The organism is Streptomyces sp. NPDC002057 (assembly GCF_040296665.1).
Classification (GTDB): Bacteria; Actinomycetota; Actinomycetes; order Streptomycetales; family Streptomycetaceae; genus Streptomyces.
Genome location: NZ_JBEOXR010000053.1, coordinates 38,060 through 61,051, shown reverse-complemented (window position 1 = coordinate 61,051; position 22,992 = coordinate 38,060). Strand labels below are relative to the sequence as shown.

Annotated in this window: 19 protein-coding genes and 1 pseudogene; 9 read left to right on the top strand and 11 right to left on the bottom strand. The window is 69.1% G+C overall.

Going from position 1 to position 22,992, the window contains the following annotated elements:
- Positions 1 to 66: 66 nt before the first annotated feature.
- Both ABT129_RS30840 and ABT129_RS30835 read right to left on the bottom strand, forming a co-directional pair.
- The gene (locus ABT129_RS30840; RefSeq protein ID WP_351908173.1) at positions 67 to 1,689 is read right to left on the bottom strand and encodes a sodium:solute symporter family transporter; all 1,623 of its coding nucleotides are present in this window, start codon (positions 1,687 to 1,689) and stop codon (positions 67 to 69) included.
- Positions 1,690 to 1,712: 23 nt separating this feature from the next.
- Positions 1,713 to 2,051, bottom strand: a complete 339-nt coding sequence (locus ABT129_RS30835; protein ID WP_351908171.1) for a hypothetical protein — start codon at positions 2,049 to 2,051, stop codon at positions 1,713 to 1,715.
- Between the two features lie 583 nt (positions 2,052 to 2,634).
- Between ABT129_RS30835 and ABT129_RS30830 the strand changes: the two genes are divergently transcribed.
- Positions 2,635 to 3,498, top strand: a complete 864-nt coding sequence (locus tag ABT129_RS30830) for a phytanoyl-CoA dioxygenase family protein (RefSeq protein ID WP_351908169.1) — start codon at positions 2,635 to 2,637, stop codon at positions 3,496 to 3,498.
- Positions 3,499 to 3,575: 77 nt separating this feature from the next.
- On the opposite strand, the pseudogene ABT129_RS30825 reads toward ABT129_RS30830, so the two are convergent.
- The 5 genes and pseudogenes from ABT129_RS30825 to ABT129_RS30805 all read right to left on the bottom strand — a co-directional run bounded on the left by ABT129_RS30825 (position 3,576) and on the right by ABT129_RS30805 (position 6,941).
- Positions 3,576 to 3,949: pseudogene (locus ABT129_RS30825) on the bottom strand (DNA-binding protein).
- Between the two features lie 427 nt (positions 3,950 to 4,376).
- Complete coding sequence (locus tag ABT129_RS38125) at positions 4,377 to 4,556, bottom strand: hypothetical protein (RefSeq protein ID WP_502981965.1); 180 nt, start codon at positions 4,554 to 4,556, stop codon at positions 4,377 to 4,379.
- A 204-nt stretch (positions 4,557 to 4,760) separates the two neighbouring features.
- Positions 4,761 to 5,177, bottom strand: coding sequence for a lamin tail domain-containing protein (locus ABT129_RS30815; RefSeq protein ID WP_351908167.1), 417 nt, complete (start codon positions 5,175 to 5,177; stop codon positions 4,761 to 4,763).
- A gap of 574 nt (positions 5,178 to 5,751) precedes the next feature.
- Positions 5,752 to 6,036, bottom strand: coding sequence for a WhiB family transcriptional regulator (locus tag ABT129_RS30810; RefSeq protein ID WP_351908165.1), 285 nt, complete (start codon positions 6,034 to 6,036; stop codon positions 5,752 to 5,754).
- Between the two features lie 182 nt (positions 6,037 to 6,218).
- Positions 6,219 to 6,941 (bottom strand): hypothetical protein, encoded by a 723-nt coding sequence (locus ABT129_RS30805; RefSeq protein WP_351908163.1) that lies wholly within the window; start codon positions 6,939 to 6,941, stop codon positions 6,219 to 6,221.
- 657 nt (positions 6,942 to 7,598) lie between these two features.
- Between ABT129_RS30805 and ABT129_RS30800 the strand changes: the two genes are divergently transcribed.
- The 4 genes from ABT129_RS30800 (at position 7,599) to ABT129_RS30785 (ending at position 12,112) form a co-directional block, all read left to right on the top strand.
- Positions 7,599 to 7,733 carry a hypothetical protein gene (locus tag ABT129_RS30800; protein ID WP_351908161.1) on the top strand — a complete coding sequence of 45 codons (135 nt, stop codon included), beginning with the start codon at positions 7,599 to 7,601 and terminating at the stop codon, positions 7,731 to 7,733.
- 473 nt (positions 7,734 to 8,206) lie between these two features.
- Entirely contained in the window at positions 8,207 to 9,721 is a 1,515-nt protein-coding gene (locus ABT129_RS30795; protein WP_351908159.1) for an outer membrane protein assembly factor BamB family protein, read from the top strand.
- 1,016 nt (positions 9,722 to 10,737) lie between these two features.
- Positions 10,738 to 11,211, top strand: a complete 474-nt coding sequence (locus tag ABT129_RS30790; protein WP_351908157.1) for a hypothetical protein — start codon at positions 10,738 to 10,740, stop codon at positions 11,209 to 11,211.
- 40 nt (positions 11,212 to 11,251) lie between these two features.
- Positions 11,252 to 12,112 (top strand): hypothetical protein, encoded by an 861-nt coding sequence (locus tag ABT129_RS30785; protein ID WP_351908155.1) that lies wholly within the window; start codon positions 11,252 to 11,254, stop codon positions 12,110 to 12,112.
- Between the two features lie 332 nt (positions 12,113 to 12,444).
- On the opposite strand, the gene ABT129_RS30780 is transcribed toward ABT129_RS30785, so the two are convergent.
- The 3 genes from ABT129_RS30780 to ABT129_RS30770 all read right to left on the bottom strand — a co-directional run bounded on the left by ABT129_RS30780 (position 12,445) and on the right by ABT129_RS30770 (position 16,690).
- Positions 12,445 to 13,827, bottom strand: a complete 1,383-nt coding sequence (locus ABT129_RS30780; RefSeq protein WP_351908153.1) for an MFS transporter — start codon at positions 13,825 to 13,827, stop codon at positions 12,445 to 12,447.
- A gap of 126 nt (positions 13,828 to 13,953) precedes the next feature.
- The gene (locus tag ABT129_RS30775) at positions 13,954 to 15,609 is read right to left on the bottom strand and encodes an amidohydrolase (RefSeq protein WP_351908151.1); all 1,656 of its coding nucleotides are present in this window, start codon (positions 15,607 to 15,609) and stop codon (positions 13,954 to 13,956) included.
- A gap of 181 nt (positions 15,610 to 15,790) precedes the next feature.
- Positions 15,791 to 16,690, bottom strand: a complete 900-nt coding sequence (locus ABT129_RS30770; protein ID WP_351908149.1) for an Lrp/AsnC family transcriptional regulator — start codon at positions 16,688 to 16,690, stop codon at positions 15,791 to 15,793.
- 215 nt (positions 16,691 to 16,905) lie between these two features.
- Between ABT129_RS30770 and ABT129_RS30765 the strand changes: the two genes are divergently transcribed.
- From ABT129_RS30765 to ABT129_RS30750, 4 genes are all read left to right on the top strand, one after another.
- A complete protein-coding gene (locus ABT129_RS30765; RefSeq protein WP_351908147.1) occupies positions 16,906 to 17,913 on the top strand; it encodes a C-terminal binding protein in 1,008 nt (335 codons plus the stop codon).
- Complete coding sequence (locus ABT129_RS30760) at positions 17,910 to 18,701, top strand: class II aldolase/adducin family protein (protein WP_351908145.1); 792 nt, start codon at positions 17,910 to 17,912, stop codon at positions 18,699 to 18,701. Before ABT129_RS30765 ends, ABT129_RS30760 begins: the two co-directional genes overlap by 4 nt.
- A gap of 288 nt (positions 18,702 to 18,989) precedes the next feature.
- Positions 18,990 to 19,766 (top strand): hypothetical protein, encoded by a 777-nt coding sequence (locus ABT129_RS30755; protein ID WP_351908144.1) that lies wholly within the window; start codon positions 18,990 to 18,992, stop codon positions 19,764 to 19,766.
- Positions 19,654 to 20,013, top strand: a complete 360-nt coding sequence (locus ABT129_RS30750) for a S8 family serine peptidase (RefSeq protein ID WP_351908142.1) — start codon at positions 19,654 to 19,656, stop codon at positions 20,011 to 20,013. Before ABT129_RS30755 ends, ABT129_RS30750 begins: the two co-directional genes overlap by 113 nt.
- Before the next feature lie 24 nt (positions 20,014 to 20,037).
- On the opposite strand, the gene ABT129_RS30745 is transcribed toward ABT129_RS30750, so the two are convergent.
- Positions 20,038 to 22,992: an FG-GAP repeat domain-containing protein gene (locus tag ABT129_RS30745; protein WP_351908140.1), complete on the bottom strand. Its 2,955-nt coding sequence runs from the start codon at positions 22,990 to 22,992 to the stop codon at positions 20,038 to 20,040.

Sequence of the window (22,992 nt, the reverse complement as noted above, 5' to 3'; positions counted from 1 at the left end):
TCGTGGTACTCCGCCGGCGGCTGCCGGCGAGTGGGAGGAGACCGCCACGGGCTGACGGCTCAGCGGCTACTCGGAGCCCCTCATGGTGGTTCTGATCTCGCCTCCCGTCAGGGCGCGGTACTCGGCGTGCTCGACATCGCGTGCGGAACCCTTCGGCGACGTCCAGCTGCCGAGCCACCCGAGGAAGAAGGCAGCAGGGACAGATACCAGACCCGGGTTCTGCAGCGGGTACCAGTCGAACTCCGCGTCAGGCCACACCGCGTAAGGGGTCCCGGAGACCGTGGGAGAGAAAACCGTCAGCGCGACGCACAGAAACAGTCCGCCGTAGGCGGACCACAAGAGCCCGCGACGGTTGAACCCGCGCCAGAAGAAAGAGAGGACCAGCACGGGGAAGATACAGCTGGCGGCCACACACGTGGCGAAGGTGACCAGGAACTCGACTGGGTACCGATGGGTGACGGCGGCCAGCGAGAGGCCCGCCAGACACAGGACGGCAACCCCCAGCCGCAGCGCCCGTACCTCTCCCGCGCTCGTGTCCGAACGCCCGGCCCACATGGCCATCGGAGAGAACACATCGTGGGCGAAGGAGACCGCGGCGGCGAAAGCGACACTGGTCACGGTCGTGAGCACGGCCAGGAAGATGACACAGGCCACGACGGTGATGAGCACGGTGCGCGAGGTGGAGTGATCGGGGAGCACGCCGGCGGCCAGCAGGATCGGAGAGGCCTGCCCCATGGCATCGACGGCACGGATGTCGTCGCTGCCCACCACAGCCGCCGCGGCGAAGCCGGTCGTCGTCAGCAGCAGGACGAAGAGGCCGACCAGCCCCGTGGCGACGCTGACGGAACGGCGAGCCGCGCGTCCCGTCCGCGATGCGCTGACACGCAGGATCAGGTAGGGCATCACGGCGGTGCCCAGGATGACGACCACGTGTCCGCTCAGCGTGTTGAGCGGCTCCAGGTTCGTCGAGAAGGCCCAGAGCCCGGGCTCCAGGTAGTCGTCAGGAGCCACGCTGTTGCTCACCGCGGCCGACAGCAGCGCGTCGGGGCTCCAGTCGAACTTCTCGAGGGCCAGCAACGTGACCGCTGCCAGCGTCAGCAGAGTAAGCGGCACCTTGACGACCTGCATGAAGCTCGTGCCCCGAAGATCACTCACCGCGGCGAAGCATGCGACCAGACACCCCAGCAGTACCGTGCAAAGCACCTGGACCTGGCCGGTCGACATACCGAGCAGAAGCGCGGTAATGACCCCTGCCGCCCGTAGCTGGATCATGATCAAGGGGAGCGTCACTGTCAACGTGATCACGGCTGCGGCTATACGAGGAGCCGTTCCCCAGGCGCGCAGGTTGAACAGGTCTCCGAGCGTGTAACGGCCGCTGTCGCGGATCTTCTGAGAGAGCAGCAGCAGGATGCCGAGGGTGATAAGGCCGTCGATGGCGGCGGTGTACCCGTCGTATCCGAACAGAGCGATGGCCCCCGGGACGGTCATCAGAGTGATGACCGAGATCTGCTCGCCCGCCATGGCGAACCCGTTGAACCGGGGGGAGAGCGATCGGCCGGCCAGGTAGAGCTTCTCCGGATCGTCCTCCTTGGTCGTGAGAGTGATGAGCCACAGGAGGGACAAGCCGATGAAGACGAGGAAAGCCATGATCACGGGGGCTCTCGCCTCCGCGCCGATCCAGGCGGCCATTCCCGGGCTCAGAGCGTGAGTGCTCATCGACGCACCGCCGATGGACTGTCGACGCTGAATGCGTCGAACGTTGTGGCGGTGGCGGGGCGGCGTGAGAGCAGGGACTCCTCGTAGGGATCGCACTCACGCGTGGATCGAGTCTCGTACCGCCAGGCGGTGGCGACGAGCAGTCCGCACTGCAACAGGCCCCACAGCAGTCCGAGAGTGACCTGTCCGCATACGGGTGTCGCGGGTACGTCGGTGAAGGTGGACAAGTAGACGCCGACAACGAGGGGGACACCGTTGGCGGTCAGGAAGTCGCGCTGAGAGCGCTGCGCGTGCTCGCGGGACCGCGCAGCGTGCTGCCACTGCCCGTCGTCCATCGACGATCCCTGTGCCCGGGAGGGCGCAGGCGCGGGCAGGGGGGAGTGAGGGGACACGGAACCTCCGGGGTTGGGAACAGGCCGCGGGACGAGCCTTGACGCAGAGTGCGGGGCGTCGCAGGTACGGAGCAGTCAGGTTCCATGCGGATCACCGACACCAAAGAGCCCGTCCGCACGGGGTCAGGCGACGCGTGGACCCTTGTACGGTCCTGGCGGTGCATGCCCGGCTCGGCCAGCGACGGCCGAACGGTGAGCGCTCAGACAGACGCCTGACGACAGTCGCGCATGGATGGAACGTGAGTGCCGGGGGCTGGGCGCACATGCGCCTTCCGCAGCGGCGCCTCAGTTTTCGGCCGGAGCGACGGCGCCGCCAGGTGCATGTTTCACCTGGTGAGGGCGGAACTCAGGGCGACTTGGCGTGGAAGCGTGCCACACCCGGGCGAGATCGTGGGCCCAGGCCACCAAGGCCGAAGAGTCGTCGACCGGATCCTTCGGGCGCCGGCCCGTGGCCGGCGAGGAGACGCCACGAGCCGACACCTCCCCGTTCGACACCCTCCCCCCAGCGACGAGTTGGAGAGTCGTCATGTCGGAACCCGACACCGCCCGGCTACGCACCATCGCGAGTTCGGCGCCGATCGACGAGATCCTCGGCATCTTCCGCGAGGACGGCGGGGTCATCATCCAGGGGTTGCTCGACCGAGACCAGGTCGATCGGCTCAACAGGGAGATCGAGCCGGCCATCCAGGAGTTGAGCCCCGGTTCGAAGCACGACGACGAGCTCGCGGCGGAATTCCACGGACGGAACACCAAGCGGCTCACGAACCTCGTCACGCGCAGCGAAACCTTCGGACGCGAGGTGGTCGACCACGACCTCGTGCACGCCCTGGCGGACGCCGTGTTCCTGGAGGAGTCCGGCACGTACTGGATGACTACGGCCCAAGTGATCGAGATCGGTCCGGGCAACGCGGCGCAGATCCTCCACCGCGACCTCGAGAACTGGTACCCGTTCGTCGGCATGGGGCCCGCAGGCCCGGAGGTGGCCGTCAACTTCCTCATCGCCCTGAGCGAGTTCACCGACGAGAACGGTGCGACCCGTGTCATCCCGGGAAGTCACACCTGGTCCGACTTCGAGGACCGGGGGACTCCCGCCCAGACGATTCCCGCCGAGATGAGGCCCGGCGATGCCCTGTTCTTCAGCGGAAAGACCGCCCACGGTGGTGGGGCCAACGTCACGAAGGACGAGTATCGGCGAGCGGTCTCCTTCGCGCTCAACCCCGGCTTCCTGGTGGGCGAGGAGGCCTACCCCTTCCTGGTCGACCTGGAACAGGCGAGGACCCTCTCACCGCGGGTTCAGGGCCTCATCGGCTTCCGCTCGCAGTACCCGAAGGGCTCACCCGGCCTCTGGCAAGTCGACTACGGCGAGCTCGCGGACTACCTGGGGCTCTGACGCCCGCGCTCCGCTCACCGTCAAGCCGGTCCAGGTGCCGGACCGACGTGAGCGGTGCGATGCCCCTGGGCGGGCTGTCAGATCTTCTCGGCGGTCGCGCGGGGGTGCTCGGTGGTGAGCATGGCGATGTCCTCGACTTCGGACGTCAGGATGGTGACGCGGCCCGGCTGGGCGAGGGCGGTAGCGCGGAGAATGGTGTCGATGGCGTACAAGTCCCGTGCAGGCCAGCCGTGCGCAGCAGACGGGCGGCGGTCTGAGCGAGGGCTTGGGTGACGGGGTCGACATGCAGTCGGGACAGCCTCCATTTCAGGGCGGCGTCAGTGATCCGTGGATGGGTCACCTCAACGAGCACCGCGGCCGATCACTGGAAGATCGGCATCGGGGGTGGAGGTGAGCCACTCGTGGACCTCGCGATCGCACCGCACAGCCGGGGGCCCTCGCTGTCCAGGATGAGCGCGCCACTGGCGCAGCCGCCCTGGCGCGGGACGAGGTGCCGTCAGTCAGCTTGGCGGGTTTGACTGTGCCGGCTTCCGGGGCGGCCGGGCCGTGGGATTGTACGAGGTCGGCGATCAACCCGCCCAGATCGCCTCGCTCAATCTGCCGTCGCGCCGCCCTCTCCAGATACGCGGACACGCCTCGCTTGCGGCACGGGGCCCTGGATGCCGTCCCGCCGTGCCTCAGGCATCGCCCGTCGCACCCGTCGCACCCGTTACGCACATTGATCTCGCGCCCGTTTTGCGTCTCGCGCACTCTTGACCTGTGGTTTTCTTTACCCTGCTTTGCCTAGGCCTGGTTCTTGTGACCCAGCATGTCGAGTGCGTCGCGATCCTTGAGCTTGCTGAGAAGGGCCGGAGTTCGACCAGGACTCGATCGGCTGCCTACGCCGTGCCCTGGCCGACGCCCGTACCGGCGGCACCGGACTCGTCCGGCTGGACCTGTCCGAAGTTGCCTTCGCGCACTCCTCCCTCCTCCACGCAACGCTCATGGCCCGCGCCGGCGCCGGACGCCTCGTCCTCGTCGGACGCCTGCCCCGCCAGATCCGCTCCCTCCTCGAACACACCGGCACGCGGGCCCTCTTTGACCGCACGCCCGACGCTTGCCCCGCAATGTGATCGTGGCCTGAGAGAGCCGGGTATCGGGGCGTGGACGAGACAGCTCCGGCGGGTGGCGTGCGTGCGGTGCGCGGAGGCTTGCCCTTCGAGTCGCGTCCGGGAGCGGCTGGGGAGGCCGGCGCTGCCCTGCTGGGCTTGTTCGGGTGTGTGTCAGCAGGTGTAGGTGATGCCGTCGCGGGCGGTGTTCCAGTTACAGGTGGTGATGCTGCCGGTGGCGGTGTTGTTGTCGCGGCTGCCGGGCCTCTTCAGGCGCAGGTCGGGGTTCTTGGCGGTGCTGGTGTTGAGCAGGACGTGGCGGGCGTAGCCGCGGTAGATGTGGTGGGCGCCGGTGCGGTCGCGGTAGTGGCGGCCGCTGCCGGTGTGGACGTATGCCTTGGCTCCGGCCGGCAGGTTGTAGGAGGTCAGGGCGCGTCCGTAGGTGTTCGTGGTGATGCTGGGGATGAAGCCGCCCAGGTTGACGGTCCGGCGGGTGAGGTTCTTGATGATGAAGTACTTGCCGTTGACGTTCAGCTGTGTCCCACTGCGGGTGTCGTCTCCGGCGGCGTTCGGCCGCACGTGCGTGATCATCAGAGCACCGGTGGTGGAAGCGGCCTGGCTCGGAGTGGCCATAGCCATGAGAGCGAGTACGACGGACGAGAGAGTGGTGGTGCGTACGGTACGGCTCGCAGAAGGGGCCCTTTCGGGTAGCGGGTCATGCGGGAACGGTCTAGACGGCCGCGGTCTGTGTAGTGGGCAGGGCTGGGAAGCGCGATCGCACAGGCCGCCACTCGTGAGATCACCCCATGGCTCCGTCGCCGGGACCGGGCTGGGCGCGTCGCACGGGATGATGCGCACACTCCAGGGGACGAGGCTGCCCGCGATCCCGGTTCGCCCGCGGCCGATGTACCGCCCATACGAGTGAGCGGCCGGGCATCCTGCGCAGACTGCCGCGGCGCCGTGGCGTTGCCCGGCTCCGACTGGGCTCACTTCTGCCCTGTCGGCTCATCAGAAACCGCTCGGGAGCGCAGCCGGCCCGTACGGTCGTTACGGACACCTCACAGGACGGGTGCCACTCGGCGGTGTGCTGGTCCCGTCACTTCCCGAGGGCGACAGGACCAGCGCACCCTGGGCCATTCGGTCCAGGTCCCTGGCGGCTCACGGGTCACGCGGACCGGGGCTCCGTTGCCGCCGTCCCGTCGCGCTGGCGTCTGGCGGCGTCCAGGAGCTGTCCCCACGACCGGACAGTGGGCCGGCGCTTTAACAGCGCGAGGCGCTCGCGTTCGGTCATCCCGCCCCACACGCCGTACTCGACCCGCCCGTCCAACGCGTACGCCAGAGACTCGGCCTTCACCGGACAACCGCCACACAGCGTCTTCGCCCGGTTCTGCGCCGCGCCCTCGACGAACAGATCATTCGCGTCCACCGCCCGGCACAGCGCCGACCCCATCCAGCGATCGTCCAAGCTTTCCAGTGCGTCCCATGCGCGCACCGCCCCCGAATCCGGCAGCCCTGACCGTGCAGGGACGTTATGGCGGCATGTGCCACGGGTCTACAGCGCGTACCGCTCTTGGTTCTGACCGCGCTTCCGTGATGGCTACGCCTGGAGGGGGACGGAGGCCGTCGAGACTTCTACGGACATCCCAAAGCCGATGCCACCCAGCCTTCGGAGGGCGCTGCATCTTGGGCTGTGCCGTTCACCAGCCACGAACCGTTCCACTCGACGTTCCACACCTGGCCAGAGGCGTTCTCGAACTCAACGAAGCTTCCCGGTGCGCCTTCGAGGAGCCTGAGTTCCCGCAGCAGCACGTCGTGTGTGGTGAACCCACGCGACGGGCCCACGCTGCCTCCCTCGGTCCGCGTGTTCTCGTAACGCATCCGCAAGTACGGAACCGGGGACCGGGAGATGATCGTCGGCCGCAGCATCCGCTTGAACCGCAGAAGGGCCTCATCCGGGCTTTCGTCCCCGCGGAACTCGCACTGGCACGCCGGGAAGACCGCTGAAACGACCTCGTTCAGGGCCTCGTTCCGCCCACGGTGGTAGCCGTGCACGGATGGTGCAGCCGCTGCCACCGCGTCGAACCGGTAGGTCCCAAAGGAGAAGCCAGCGGCAATCGTGAAAGGTCGGGAGTCCGGTCCGCGCCCGAGCCGATGCTGCCTCGCAAATTCAAGAACAGCCTTGGTCAGCCCCTCGTCGTGGACGTCCAGCGAGTTCATCTGGTAGGCCCACCGCCCGTCAGTGTCCATGGCGAGGGAGAACATGAAACGCGACATGGGCGACCATCGCCAGGCCATGGGCAGGCCAGGCACCTCCTCGGCACTCCCGAGTTCCGTGAAAGCCTGTTCGATGTTCATGCCCGTCATCTTCCCCTCCCGGCCAGGTGCATGACCGGGCGGGGAGGAGCATGCCGGCTGCTGCCGCTGTTTGGCGACGCCTATGGCCATGACTCAAGAAGAATGCGGGCTCCGAGCAGGGCGAACGAACCACGACCGTACATCTGCCGCTTGATCGTTTTGATTCTGTCGACGTGTCCCTCCACGATGCCTGAGCTGTAGGGTAGGGCGAGGCTGGCGGTGACGGCGTGAAGGTCTTGTTTGGGTGAACATCCGCGTAGACGAGGACTTGTACGTCCCCCTCGCCGGGAGTGCGGCGGAGTCGGCATGGGCCGGTGGTCGGGAACAGGCCGGAGATGCGGTGGGCGGCTTCGAGTGCGGCCCTCTCGTGGCCTCGGATCTCGATCGTGACCGTGCTCTCGTTGCTCATGAACGGGCAACCCCTGCGCCGTATGACTGGTTCCGCGCACGGCACAGGTCCACCCCATTGAGTGCCCGTCGCCGACAGGCTCGCAGTTTCGCCACGAGCATCCCGAAACACGCCACCCCTGCGCCCGCTGCGCCACGAATGCGTCGGCGCCATGCTTCCGAAGCCGACGGGCCCCAGCACTGCACCCGGGACCACGGCCCGTGCCCCCGACAGCGCGAAGTACGCGGAGACGGGCCGGCGGTCGGGACTTGCAAATCAGGGGCTACGAGGTCTTCCGCTTCGGCCGCGACGAACTAAAGAACGCGACCGCGGCCCGGGTGCTCCTGAAGCAGTTCCTGCCGGCCCCGTTCCAACGCTTCAACGGCAGCGCCGGAACAGACTGACCCTTGCTCCTCGCCCCGCCGGGCACTCACGGGCGTGTGCGCTGCGAGCCTGCTCGTGATGTCGGATGACGCCCGCCCCGTACGGGCCGGCCACCGCCCTGGGTTCGTCGAGGATGCCTCCTCCGACGCACAGCCGACCAGACGTGGACCGTGTGGACAGAAGGCATCAGGGGCCGTGCTCGCCGCTGCACTCCTGCGGCCATCTCGGCAGGCCTGAGATGCGTGGCCGGGGGCTGTTTCGGCGAGGGGCCGGCTGTCCTCTCGTGCTCTCCCTCATCGTACCCCGTGGCCGGCAAGTGGTCCACCGCCGCCGTGCGTGACCGATGGTGGCGATGGTTCAGACGGTGGCTGGTCGTGTCGGGCGACATGGGAATGTCAGTGCTCGGCGACATCTGGCGTGTCAGCGTGAGCCGAGGCTTTGGGCATGGGCCCAGGTTCCCGATGATCTCCTGGATATTGCGAAGATTGACGCTATGACCATCCCGCTCTCCGTCGACCGGATTTTCGGCGACCGTTCCTTCGCCGAGATCGGTGACCCTGTACTGGCCACCGCCGACAAGCGGCGTGGCCTGCTAGCCGTGGCGGGCAGGTACGAGTTCGGCGGCACCGCAGCCGTCGGTGTGTACGGCACGAGTGACCTGGCCTGCTACGCCCTCGTCCGCTCGCCTTACCCAGTGCACGCTATGGCTTTCCACCCCACGCTTCCGCTGCTCGCGGTCGGCACCGGCCGCTACGACGGCGGCTATTTCTTCGAAGGCCAGCTGCTCCTGTTGCACCTGGAGACGGGCACGGCCACATCGCTCATCGAGCACGCGCTGGGTCGCCAGGTCCTGGAGTTGGAATGGCTCGACGAACAGGCATTGCGGGTGGTGATGGCGCCGCCTGACGACTGGGAGGATGAGACCGCACGCGTCGAGGGTCATGTCGCCGTGGTACGCAGACCGGACTGGACCGCTGTGCCTGCCAAGTCTCTCACCGGTCGTGACCTGGCCGGCCCGAGAGTGCCGGCGCCGCGTCCTGATGGCAGCGGAGTTGCCCATCAAATGGTCGCGGAGCTGAGCGCTGGCTGGGAATCGCGCCGCAATGTTCGCGCGGTCGAGGCACTTTCGGACGGCCGGATCCTGGCCACGCTCGACGGGGTGCAGCTGGAATCTTGGCTGCCCTCGGGAGAGCGAGCCTGGATGGTTCCGGACGAGGAGGGTGGGCGCGAGATCGTTGTCGCTACGGACGAAGGATCCGCGTGGGTCGGGCTCATACGTCGCCCCGGCATGCGCGAATCCGTTCCGCAGTCCGTCGTCCGGCTCTCCCTCGCTGACGGGAAACAACTCGACAGCATCGTCCCGTCGTCGTTCGTCTCGCTGGTGCGCTGTGCAAACGGTCGGTCGGCCTTGTCACCGGACGGACGCAACGGTGCTCGCAGCCGATTTCCCATACGGGGTGGAAGCCGCATCTACTTCCAGTCGACCCTCCAGCCTCCGGGCGCACGGAACCCCCACAAGGGAGAGCGCTGGCTCATGGCCATGGACCTGCAAGGGCCCGAGACCGCACGACCGGTCGAACCTCTCGAACCCTCCGCCCAGTGGATGTTCCCGTACTCCTGGGAGCCCCGCGAGACACACTTGGGTGGTCCCGGCATCGAGGCCGCGGACGGAACCCTGGTCCACGCCGGGACCGTGTACCACGGCCAAGGGCTTCAGCCCGGCGGGTCGTTCGTCGTCCGGCGAGAGACGACCGATGGGCGTCCGCGGTGGGTGTTCCGTACCGACCGGAAAGCCACCGCACTGGATGCCGACGCGGCTACCGTCTACGTCGGGTACGACGATGGAGAGGTGGTCGCACTAGACCTGGACGACGGCGCCGTGCGCTGGCGGCAGTACCTCACCGTGGGCGCGGTCTCCGCCGTACCGACCGCCCTCACCGTCACAGCCAACTGCCGGTTGCTCATCGGCACCAGCGACGGCCGCATCCTCGAATGCTCGGCCGCGTAGCGACCTACGTCCACAACGCAGCTGGCGTCGAACTGGCGAAGCGATCACGCCTGTACCAACCCCCGCCTCGGCGGACCGTACGCCCTGCGCCGGATCGCCCCTGCGCACTGCACCCTCGCCCCACGCATGGATGTCCTCACCTACGACCAGATGAACGCGATCCACCCCGGCAACCGCACCGCGACCTGGCGGAACCAAGACGGATCGCACCGCCGGCCCCTCCACCTGATGTCCTCAGCGACCTCGACGCGAAGATCCTCTACGAGCCCTGGCACGACGGCCCCGTTACCTCCAGGGGACTGCCGTCTCGCGCTCTCCCTCACCGTCCCCCTGGGGCCGGGAAGTGGTCCACCGCCGCCGACGTGTGCGGCAGGAAGGAACGGTGCTGGTGCCGGTTCAGGCGGGGGTGGTCGTCGCTTCTTTGTGGGGTGTGTGGGTGTCTGGGACAGGCAGGGTGGGGTGTGGTGGTGTCGGTTCGGGGGGTGTGGTGCGGGTCAACAGAAACGGGGCCGTGCGCGTGCCCGTGTGCCCGGCCATGCCCGTGGGACTGTCTGCCGTGGGCCACTGTCCGGTGTCGCCGCGACTGTTTCCCCGGCCCACGGGCGCACCGCTTCAGCAAACGAAATTGGCAGCCAGTTAGTACGTACTGGAACAGTACGGGCTGACTGAACCGCAGGACCCTACCGATACGACGGGCCCTTCGGGCGTTATCCAGGAGCAGTCATCCATGGGAATCGAGGACCCTTCCAGCGGCACCCGCCGACGTGAACGCCTCACCTCCGCACCACGCACACGACGGGTGAACCTGACGTTCAACGACGCGGAACTCAAGGCCGTCCAACTGGCAGCGGCACGCCCCGGGAGCCAGCTGGTGAGCGCCGACGTGGTAGGCGCCGGGCGGCCCGGTTCGGGAGACTAGGTGGCAGGATGATGCGGTGTCCGACTCTCTGCATGAACTGTGGCTGCGTGGACTCACTTTCAATCCGGCGGCGCCCTCCGACGCACTGATACGCCTGATGGATCAAGCGGCCGGTGAGGCCGGCCCGCTGATGTGCGAGGGCCGCGACCTACCCGACGCCGTCATCGACGCGGCCCTGCGCCATCCGATCAAAGCCGTCCGCAGCGCGCTCGCCCGCAACCTGTACGTCGACCCGGCGCGGCTCGCCCCCCTGGCGACGGACCCGTCGGGACTCGTCCGCGCTTGGCTCGCCGACGGCCCCCGGTCCCGGCCCCGATGGGTCCGGCCGCTGCCGGACGACATTCTCGTGACTCTGCTGACCGCGCAGGATGGGGGAGAGGACGGCAGACTCACCGCAGGTGAGATCATCGAGGTGCTCGAATCGTCCCGGCAGATCCCGCTGTCCTTCCGCCATTCCCTGGCCGACCGCGAGCACCCCGAACTCCGTATACGGGCCCACCTGGAGTTGGGGGTCGCTCACCCCGGCACAGCGGGCGGCGCTGCTCGACGATCCAGACCCCGCAGTCCGTGAAGCGGCGAAAGACCACAGCTGGGTGCTGGATCCGGAACAAGTGGAGGCCCGACCGCCGTCCTACGAGCCGCGCGGCAAGCCCTTCGTGTCCGGCATGTGCGCCCTGTCCCCCGCGCTCGTCGAGCAGTGCTTCGCTGAGGGCACGGTGCGCCCCCTCGCCCGAAACCGACACGCCCCGGCCTACGCCGTCGCCCGGCTCGCCCGCCATCCCGAGGCGGGGGTCCGCGCGCTGGTCACCCCCCGGCCCGACCTGGGGCCGGACCTGGTCGCGGAGCTGAGGGAAGACCCTGACGAGAACGTGCGGGGGCGGGCACGCCTCCACCCCTTCTCCCGCACTTGGGTCGAGTACGACATGATCCACAGGATCATCGCCCACGGCCCGGACTGCACCTGCCCGATCACCGAGCCCGCCCTGCGGCCGTCACCCGGCTGGTTCGCTGCCTGCGCGGCGTCCGAGGAACCGGTGCTCCGCCGGGCTGCGGCGAGCTGGCCCGGCCTGCCCGCAGAACTCGTCGCGACACTCGCGCAGGACGACGACGAGGACGTACGGATCCGGTTGGCCTGCCACCACCCCCTGGCCCCACCACACCTTCTCCTGGACGTCTTCGTCACCCGCCCGGCCCACCGCCCACACCTACTGACCCTGCCTGCGTTCCCCCGCACCGGCATGACCCACCTCATCGGCCACCCGGATCCGCAGGTACGCGCCCTGGCCGCAGCCGATCCCGCGCTGCCCAACCCGCCGGTGGAAGACCCCGACAATTCGGTGCGTCGGGCAGCCGCAGCCAACCCGAGCCTGTCACCGCAGGCACTGGAGGCCCTCCTCGCCGACCCCCGCACCGCAGAGGGCGCCGCAGCCAACCCATCCCTGCCGGTCGCCCGCACGCACGCACTCAGGTGAGGCGACCACGATCGGTGTCGGCGCGGTCGTGGACGGAGCGGGCGACCCGGGCGCCCTGGAGAACGGGCGCGTCGAGTACGCCTACGGGGACCAGACCGCCACGGACGCGGTCACCGACTGGCTTCCGGCACGGATGTAGCGGTTGCACGGGACCTGGCGGGTCGTCGTGCCCGGCGACGCCCCCCGCGGGCACGTTTGTCCACCTGCGCGTCACGCTCACCGACGGCAGGCCGCGTCGGTCGGCCAGACGATGGTCCACGCCCAAGAAGTGCGCTGAGAAACGTTGTGGGGCCGCCCCTTTCGGGACGGCCCCACGGCGTGCGGGCAGCGGATCAGGCGCCGACGGGCACCCGCTCCGATGCGGCGGCCGGCTGTTCTGCCAAGACGCGCTGCTGGTGATACGTACGCAGCCGCAGCGTGCACCAGATGCCGACAGCGGAAATCACCATCAGCGCGGCGGCAGGCGGCCAGTACGCGCCACCCGCAAGCGACGACAGCCACACGGCGGTGACCGGGGCGAAGCCCGCGAAGACGAGGTTGCAGACCTGGTACGACAGCGAGATGCCGGTGTAGCGGACGTGAGGGGCGAATCCGTCGGCGAGGATCGCCGCCATCGGCCCGTAGAGCGCGGACATCACGAACCGCATGGCGAGCATCGTCAGATAGATCAGCACCACGCTGCCGGTGTCCATGACCATGAACTGCGGTATCGACAGGAGCACCACGCCCATGAGGCCGCCGACGACGACCTTGTGCGCGCCGATCCGGTCGCCGAGCAGGGCCAGGAACGGGGTGACGAGGAGTTCCAGGAACGCGGCGAGGGTGAGGCCGTTGAGCAGCATCGACTCGGACAGGTGCTGGTCGTCGGTGCCGTACGCGAGCAGGTAGCTGGTCACGACGTAGTAGCCGCCGGTCGCGGTGGCGAGTGCGAAGACACCGACCAGGACGGTCTTCCAGTCCTTGCGCAGCACCTCCGCGACGGGGAGCTTGCTGACCGCACCCTTCTTCCCCTGCCCGCCCTTCTGCTGCTCGTTCTTCATCTGTTCGGCGTGGATCTCGGCCATCACCGGAGAGTCCTCCAGCTTGGCGCGGACCACCAGGCCGATCACGACGAGGACGGCGGAGGCGAGGAACGGCACGCGCCAGCCCCAGCTGTCGAACGCCTCGTCGCCGAACAGGTTCATCAGGCTGAACATGCCGGTCGACAGGAGCGCGCCGACGGACGAACCGAGCTGGGCGAAGGAGCCGAAGAAGGTGGCCTTGCCCTTGGGAGCGTTCTCGACGGCGATGAGCACGGCGCCGCCCCACTCGCCGCCGATCGCGATGCCCTGGATCAAACGCAGCACGATCAGCAGGATGGGGGAGAGGACCCCGACCTGCTCGTACGTGGGCAGCAGACCGATCGCGAACGAGGCGACTCCCATCATCAACAGGGTGATGACGAGGGTCTTCTTTCGGCCGACCCGGTCACCGATGTGACCGAAGACGATGCCGCCGAGCGGGCGCAGCAGGAAGCCGACGGCGAAGGTGGCGAAGGCCGAGATGGTCCGCAGCGACGCCGGCATGTCGGCGGGAAAGAAGACGTCGTCGAACACGATGGCCGCCGCGGTGGCGAAGGCGTAGAAGTCGTACCACTCGATGGACGTTCCGGACAGTGCGGCGAGGGCCGTTCTGTACGGACTCTGCGGTGAGCGCGGGGTGGTGCGGTCCGACACGGGGACCTCCGGCGGATGAGTGCGGTCGGGGACGGTGACTGCTGCGGTGGGGGAGAGGGAACCGGGTGGCTCCCGGGCCCGGCGGCCGGGCCTCGGACGGGTTCGTCCGGCCGCCGGGGCGGTGGTTCAGCGACCGGCGGCGGCCCAGGCGCGGGTTCCGCCCACCCAGGTCTCGCGCACGCGGATACCGGTGAGCCTGTCGGCAGGCACGGTCAGCGGGTCGACATCCAGGACACAGAAGTCGGCGAGCATACCGGGTGCGAGGGCGCCGACCGCGTGCTCACGGTGCAGGGCGGCCGCCGCCGCACCGGTGTGGGCGTGCAGACCGGCCTCGACGGGCAGGCGCAGCGACTCGTCGCCGAGGACCGTGCCCAGCACGGTGCGGCGGGTCGCGGCGGCGGCCACGGCCTCCAGCGGGGCGGGCGGGGCAACCGGGGCGTCCGAGGAGAAGACGACCGGGACACCGGCCTGCGGGCAGCGGCCCGCGGGGTTGTAGCGGTTGCCCAACTCACCGATGGCGGTCAAGGTGCCGTCGCCGGTACGCAGGTGGTGCTGCGGCTGCATGACGGGGACGACGCCGAGCTCGCCCATGCGGTCGATCTGCTCGTCCGTCGGCAGACCGGAGTGTTCGATGCGGTGGCGCATGTCGTCGCGCGGCCGGTCGGCCTGGGCCTTCTCGATCGCGTCGAGCACCATGCCGATGGCGTACGGGGACTGGGCGTGCGTCGCGGTCTGGAGACCTGCGGCGTGGGTGCGACGGACGATCTCCGAGTACTCCTCGACCGAGTGGTAGAGCTGACCGTGGTGGCAGCAGTCGGCGGCGTACCCCTCGGGGAAGTACGCGGTCCAGCCGCCGAGGGTGCCGTCGGCGTAGAACTTCACGCCCTGGATGCGGAACAGGTCGTCGCCGAAGCCGCGCACCGCACCCAGCTCGAGTGCGGTGTCGAGCAGCGCGGACGTCAGGTAGGCGGAGACACGTATGCGGAGGCTGCCGTCGTCGTGGGCGCGCAGATACGTCTCCATCTCGCGGCGCGAGACCTGGGCGTCGCCGATCGTGGTGACGCCGGCGGCGAGGAAGACCTCCTGGGCGCGCATCAGGTGGTCGGCCATGATGTCGTCGGGCTCGGAGAGGTGGAAGTTCGGTCCGTGGTTGCCGATCTTCACCCCTGCCGGACCGGTGAGCATGTCGCAGGCCGCGTCCCACAGCTGGCCGTCGGGCTCCCCGTTCTCGAAGTGGCCGATGCTGCCGCCCTCGGGAGAGGGGGTGCCGGCGGTGATGCCGCAGGTCCGCAGGGTGTGGGAGTTGACGACGCCGCCGTGGCCGGAGGCGTTCATGACGTAGACCTCGCGGTCGCCGGCGACGCGGTCCAGGTCGTGGCAGTTCGGGTGGCGACCCTCGGCCAGGCGCCGGTGCTCATACCCGAAACCACGGATCGGGACGCCGGACGGCAGGTCACGGGAGGCCTCCCGCAACACCTCGACCAGCGTGTCGATGTCGCCGACGCGCTCGGGTCGCACGTCGACCCAGGCAAGGGCCTGTCCGTACATCACCGGGTGGCAGTGCGCGTCGATGAAGCCGGGGTGGACCAGGCCGCCGTCCAGCACGAGTTCCGTATCGGCCCGGCCTCCAAGCGCCGCGCAGGCGTCCTCGGCGGTGCCGACGTGCACGATGCGGTCACCGCGAACGGCGAGAGCCTCGGCGCGGACCGTGGTGCCCGGGACGGCGACGGCGGCGCCGGTGACGAGCAGGGTGCGCTCGGGAGATGAGGACGGACGGGGCATGGCAGGCCTGCTTTCGACCGAGAGATACGGGGATGCGTCGACAGACGATTCGACTCGGTGAACCATAGATAGCGAACGCCTGGTTTGCCAGAGGGTCACGAGAGGAATTTTTGTAAAGTTGAATTGCCTGCCGACTTACGTATCGACTGTCTCGGTCCGGATTGGATGCCTGCGCGGGCGTTCAGGCCGTGCGCGGCCCCATGTTGTACTGCTCCTTCACCAGCTCCAGGTGCAGCCAGCTCTCCACCTCACGTACCTGTGACAGCTCCCGCATCTCCTCCAAGGTGGCGCGCACGGCGGCGAACGACTCCGCCGTGATCGTGCCGACCAGCTCCGCGCGACCCAGGCATGTCGACAGGAACGTCACCCGTGGGATCGCGGCCACCTGCTCGGCGACCCGGGCCGCCGTCCCTGTCACCCGCAGGCTGAACCCGCACAGATAGCCCATGCCCAGCACGTCGGGCCGCACCAGTGCGACCACCTTTGCCACGCCGCCCTCCAGGAGGCGCAGGGTGCGCGAGCGGGCCGCGCCGGCCGAGAGGCCGACCCGCCCCGCCAGCTCGGCGAACGGCAGCCGCCCGTCCTCCTCCAGCTCGGCCAGAATTCGTGCGTCCATCGCGTCCTGGAGTGCGACGGTCGGCTCCTCGGCCAGCAGGTAAGGATCCTTCACGTGTCGCGTCGCCACCAGCGGGTCCACCGTGCGCACGCCCTTCAGGGCCCTGATGCGCTCGATGGTCCGCTCCAGTTGTCCGAAGTCCGCCGTGCGCAGCTCCGCCATGACCGACCGCCGGCCGCTGGTCAATGTCACGAAGGGGGCCTCGGGGAGTTCGGCGATCTCGCGCGCCACCGGGGCGGCGGCGCCGTCGGTGTCGATCGACAGGTGTGCGGAAGCGGTGAGACGGTGCACTGCCGGATGTGCAATGGCCACGATGCGGACGGCCCCCGACTCCTGGAGCCGCTGTACCCGCATCCGGGTCGCCGGACGGGAGAGTCCCACCTGCTGGGCCAGCGTCTCGTACGTCAGCCGGCCGTCGCCCTGTAGTCCGCGCACGATCGCCAGGTCGGTCTCGTCGAGATCCACGGCAGGTCCCCTCGGTGGTGGGTGAGTCGGCCCGGCCGTCTGCCGGCCGGGGTCTGCGCTCATTGTCGGACAGGCCGCCGCGGGCCCGGACGGCGGCTTGGGTGGTGGGGTGGTTGGAGCTCTGGACAACCATCTCATCCGGGGTAGACAGCTTGTGCAACCGAAACGTAAGTTTCATGCCCATGTGGCAATCGAATCATTCATGGAGGTTGGGTGTGACACGACCCGTGGCCGTGATCACCGAGACGGAGGAGCTGGACCCCGAGCCGGGTCTGCGCCTCCTGTCCGAGGCCGGCTTCGACGCGCGTTTCGTCGGCAGTCGCGACCCGGACGCCATCTCCGCCGCCGCGCACGACGCGGACGCGCTGATCGTCGGATACGCGCGCGTCGACGCGGCCCTCCTCGACCGGCTCCCCGGGGTGCGCATGATCGCCACCATGTCCGCGGGCTACGACATGATCGACATCGCCGAAGCGGCCCGCCGGGGGCTGTGGGTGTCCAACCTGCCGGACTCGGCGACCGAGGACGTAGCGGTGCACGCCCTCGCCCAGACGCTCGCGCTCATCCGGCGCCTTCCGCAGGCCGACGCCGTGGTCCGGGGCGGGGGCTGGAGCAACGACTTCCCCGAACTCCCGCGCCGCGTGAGCGAGATGACCCTCGGCCTGGTGGGCCTCGGCCGCATCGCCCGCACACTTGCCCACATCGCCGCACCTCTCTTCGGCCGGGTGCTCGCCCACGACCCGCACGCCACCGGCCTGCCCGAGGGTGTCGAGCAGGCAGGCCTGGACGAGGTGCTCGCAGAGGCGGACGTCCTGTCCCTGCACACTCCGTCCACCCCGCAGACCAGAGGCATGGTCGACGGCCCGCTGCTGGCCCGCATGCGCCCCGGCAGCATCCTGGTGAACGCCTCCCGGGGTGACCTCATCGAGCCCGGCGCCGTACTCGCCGCCCTCGACAGCGGGCACCTCGCCGGCGCCGCCCTCGACGTCTTCCCCACTGAACCACCCGCCGCGGACGACCCGTTGCGCAGGCACCCGCGCCTGCTGCTCTCTCCGCACAGCGCGTTCCTCTCGGACGCCTCGCTGCGCGCCTATGTCACCGGGCCCGCGCACAACGTCATCGCCTGGTGGACCACCGGACAACCGAAGTCCCCGGTCGTCGTCCCGGAACAGGCCACCACACCCGCACCCCGCACCACCAGCCCGCAAGGAGCCCCCGCGTGACCGACCTTGTCACCACCCCCGTCACGACGGACGAAGCGGCCGCCGAGGAGCTGCGTCTGCGCCGTGAACTCGCCGCCGTCTACCGGCTGGTCGCGCACTTCCGGATGACCGACCTGATCTTCACGCACATCTCGCAGCGGCTGCCAGGCCCGGACCACCACTTCCTGATCAATCCGTACGGGCTGCTGTTCGAGGAGATCACCGCCTCCAACCTGGTCAAGATCGACCTCGACGGGAAGCCCGTCGAGCCGTCGCCGCACCCCGTCAACCCGGCCGGCTTCGTGATCCACAGCGCGATCCACCGGGCCCGCACCGACGCGCACTGTGTCCTGCACACGCATACGAAGGCGGGCTGCGCCGTCGCCGCGCAGCAGGACGGTCTGCTGCCGGTCAACCAGATGTCGATGGAGTTCCACAACCGCGTCGGCTACCACGACTACGAGGGCGTCGCCCTCAACCTGGACGAGCAGGAACGCCTCGTCGCCGACCTCGGTGGTCACCCCGCGCTCATCCTGCGCAACCACGGCCTGCTGACCGTGGGAGACAGCGCCAAGCAGGCGTTCCTGCGCATGTACTACCTGGAGAAGGCCTGCGAGATCCAGGTCACCGCCCAGGCTGGCGGCACCCCGCTGATCATGCCCGCGGACGAGGTCGCGGAGTACACCGCCCAGCAGCTCACCGGCGAGGGCGAGGCGTCCTCGGACTTCGAGGACCACGACGCCTACGACCTGGCCTGGGGGGCCCTGTTGCGCCTCGTGGAGCGGATCGCACCGGACTACGAGAACTGATCACGCGGTACGTCACCGGGCCGGGCTGCCGCACGACGGCCCGGCCCGTTCGTGTGCCGGCCGGGCCGCCGACGGAGGGGTGGCGGATCTACGACGCGTCGTCGAGTCGTCACCTTCTGGATGGTTGAAAGACCCTGAGCTGCGAGCATGCGTCGCGTCCTCGCTCCCTGAACCTTGGGGTTCTTTCCATACAGGTCAGGTCCATAGCCGCGGCCGCCGGCCTGGTCGCGGCGGCGCTCGTGCTCGTCAGCGACGCGCAGGCGGCCGGTCCGTTCGTCCCGGCCGCAGATGCCGGCGACCTTCACAGTGCCGCTGCCCACCGGCGGCACCGTCACGGTCGAACGCAAGGACACCGCCATCCGCTCGGCGACCGTCACACCGGCACCTGGCCGACCCGACGTCGCCTTCACGACCAGTTCCGTCGGCTCCGACGACATGAGCGTCGTTCCCGCAGACGCCGAGGCGATGCTCGCCGCTGGCCGGGTCGACCCTTCGCTCTTCGACGTCAAGGCGCTGCTGGAGACCGCGTACGGAACGAAGGGCAGCACCACCGACGCCACGGTCGGGTTGATCGTCCAGCACGCCAAGGGCTCCGGCGCCGCGGACAAGGCACGCCGGGCCGTCGGCGGCGCCTCCTCCCGTCCAGCGCACACCATCTCCCGGCTCGGCATGACCGCTTTCGACCTGCATGACGGCGTTGACGCAGCCACCACTTGGAAGCGCCTCACCGCCGGGACCGGACGGTCCCTCGCGGGCGGTGTGAACAAGCTGTGGCTGGACGGCAGGCTGCGTGTCGCCCTGGACAAGAGCGTTCCGCAGATCCACGGCCCCGAGGCCTGGGAGAGCGGGTACACGGGGAAGGGCGTCGCCGTCCTCGACAGCGGCTACGATTCCGACCACCCGGGCCTGGCGGGCCGGGTGACGGTCTCGTCCAACTTCCTCGGCGGCGCGAGTGCGGAGGACGGGCAATGGCCACGGCACGCACGTGGCCTCCACGAGCGCCGACGTCGACAGCACCTACCGGGGCGTCGCCCCCGACGATGCCCTCTCCGTGGGCCGCGGTGAATGCCGAGGACGAACTCGCCCCGTTCCCAGCCGCGGCCCGCGCCCCAGCGACAACGCGGTCAAGCCCGACATCACCGCCCCCGGCGTCGGCATTGTCGCCGCTAAGTTGGGCGGTGGCCACACCTCCAAGAGCGGTACGTCGATGGCGACGCCCCACGTGGCCGGTGCCTCCGCACTCATCGCCCGGGCGCACCCCGACTGGACAGGCGAAACCCCCTGGGCAGGGCCCAGGGGGTTCTCGGCGTAGTGTCCGGCGGTCAGCCGGCCCTGGTCAGGACAGGGTGTACGTGGTGGTCTGCTGGATGGCGTTGTTCAGCGACAGGACGCCGCCGCCCAGCTGGTTGGCCATCCGGTTGCGGCCGAAGTCGTCGGAGTTCAGCGACACCATGTCGTCGACACCGTCACCGTCGAGGTCGGCGGCGAGGTAGTTGCGGCCGCCCATCCGGGAGCCGGTTCCCAGACCGCTCTGGAACTGCCATCCCGTAGTCAGCACCGACGGGTCCCAGGCGCCGACGCCTCCCTCCAGGCCGCCGGCCAGCAGCCTGCGACCACTGGGTCCATTGACGAACTGGACGCCTCGCAGCGGGGCGATCACGGAGCTGGAGGTTTCCGCTCCGTCTGCGCCGAAGCCCCGGAACGTACCGTAGCTGAGCTGGTACAGCAGGTCGTTCTCACCGTCGACGAAGTAGTTGTCGTGCGACCACGGGCTGCCGCCCACGGCCTGGTGCAGCACTTCACCGGTACGTCCGTCACGGATCTCCATGACGACGCGGGGAGTGGCGGTGTCCAGCTCACCCGCGACCGTGGGGTCGCTGCGCGTGATCCAGGTGTAGACGACGGCGTGTCCGTCCGCGTACGGGATGTTCGGCGAGGCGAAGACAGCGTGGTCGAGGGCCGCGCCGAACAGCTTGCCTTCGAACGCCTGCCGTGGAGCCTTGGGGTTGGCGGTCCAGTTCACCGTGCCCTTCGCGCCGTCGAGCGCGACACCGTTCTGGACGGCGGATGTGCTGTTGATCGCGCCGAGGCTGGAGTACTGCGTGTACACCTGGCCGTCGGCGACGGTCGTGTCGGAGAAGACCACGTCACCAGCGCTCGCGGGAGCCGCGTACGCCCACAGCTGCGTGCCGCGGGCGTTGTAGACGCGCAGGGCGTCGGTCGGGACGAGGATCTCGTCCTTGCCGTCGCCGTTGACGTCGGCGGCGGTCACCGAGCGCACGTACTGGCCGGCGCCGTCGATGGTGGTGAGGATGTTGCCCGTGGCACCGTCGAGGACGGTGGTCGCGCTGTCCGCGGCCACGACGATCTCCGGCTTGCCGTCACCGTTGACGTCACCGGTCGTGATGTTGTGGATCTCGCCGGCGACGGTGGCCCGCCAGAGCTGCTTCGGCTCGCCCTTGACCAGCGAGGGACCGGACCAGGCGAACACGCCGTTGGAGGCCCCGCCGGCGACGACGTCCTTCTTCTTGTCGCCGTTGAGGTCGACGGCCTGCGCGTAGTTCAGGGCGCCCTGGAGCGGCGTGATGCCCATCTGTACGCCGTTGCCCAGCTTGTACGTCCGGATGTTCTGGTTCTGGTCGATGACCCGGACGAAGTCCTTGCCGCCGGACTGGTAGACCTGCTGGAACATCGGAGACGCGTTCAGACGGTCCTGGCGCCAGGCGATCTTGCCCTTGGCGTTGAACACGGTCAGGGCGCCGTAGCGCAGGCCGCCGATGTTCTCCGCACCGCCCATGCCCGTGTCGTCCTGGCTGGAGACGACGAGCTTGCCGCCGACGGTGTCCATGTGCCAGGCGTTGGCTCCGTCGTGGTTGTTGGAGGCGTCGCGCTTGAACGTGTAGGCCCACTTGACGGTAGACGCGTCCTCGCCGTTCAGCACGCGGATCGTGCTCGAGTTCACGAACAGGTCAGGGTCGAACGTCGACTCGCTGACTGCGTACTCCGCACCGTTGCCCGAAGCCGCGTCGCCGATCGTCATGGCCGTGGCCATGGCGTTGACGCGGGTGCCCAGGGTGGTGCGTTCGCCGCTCTTGAGGTCGTACGAGGCGATCTCGTACTTGACGGCGTCGCTGACGTCCGACTGCTCCAGGGCGACCACGCGCCCGCGGGTGGCGTCCAGGTGGAGCTGGCGGCTGTACAGGTCACCGTCCGTCCGCCAGGACACGGAGCCGTCGATGGTGTCGAGGACGAGCGTCGTTCCGTGCGGGTCGACGTCCACGTTCTTGCGCAGGTTCCAGGAGACGGCGACCTTGCCGTCGCCCAGGCCCTCCAGGGCGCCCCAGCCGACGTTCCGTGTCTCCTCGGTGTCGTACGTCCACGTCGATGACGGGGTCAGGGCGCCGCCGGCGTACGCGAACCGGATGCCCGTGAGGGTGGCGGTCTCCGTCGCCGGAGCGCGGCTGTTCACCCGCGGCGAGTTCGCGATCAGCAGGGTGCCGTCCACGATCTTCACGTTGGAGATGTACGAGTAGAGCTTCGACCACAGCGTTTTGCCGGTCTTGCCGTCCAGGACCGTCACGAACGTGCCGGTCGACAGCGACGAGCCGGGCGATGTGAAGGCCCGGGGCGTGGGCGTGAAGCCGACGGCCGCCGAGAAGACGACGTCCGGGACACCGTCACCCGTCAGATCGCTGGTGTCGTAGCCCTGGTCGGAGTAGGGCGAGAACGGGCTGACGGCGTCGTAGCCCATCACGATGCGAGCCGGGTACGGCTCGACCCGCCAGGCCTGCAGCGGCTTGACCTGCCAGTCCGTGTACAGCGAGGCGTTGGTACGGGCCCATGCTGTGGAGCCGTCGGCGTTGTGTAGCTGGATGTTGCCCAGGCTGTGCACGGTGAAGTACTGGTCGCCCTTGGCGGGCACCGTGACGCCGAGGCCGCGCACGCCCTCCATCGTGGACTTGGCGGTGAAGGTGACCGGAGTGTTGGCCGCGGCCGTGCCGGAACCGGCGGCGTCGAGGTGCGAGCCGCCGCCGGTTGAGCTGTTGGAGGCACCGGAGGCGTCATCGGTGGATGCCTGGTCGTCGGTCGCGTCGCCGGAGGCTGTTCGGTCGCCGTAGACGTCGACACCCATGCGGTCGGTGAGCTTCTCCGCCTGGGCATCGGTCAGCTTCATGACCGAGTTGCCATCGGTGCCGGCGGCCAGCGCGTGCGGTGCCGAGGACAGGGCGAGGCCGGCGGCCACCAGGGCGGAGGCGAGCGTCAGCGCCCGCTTGGAGTGAGGGGATCGCAT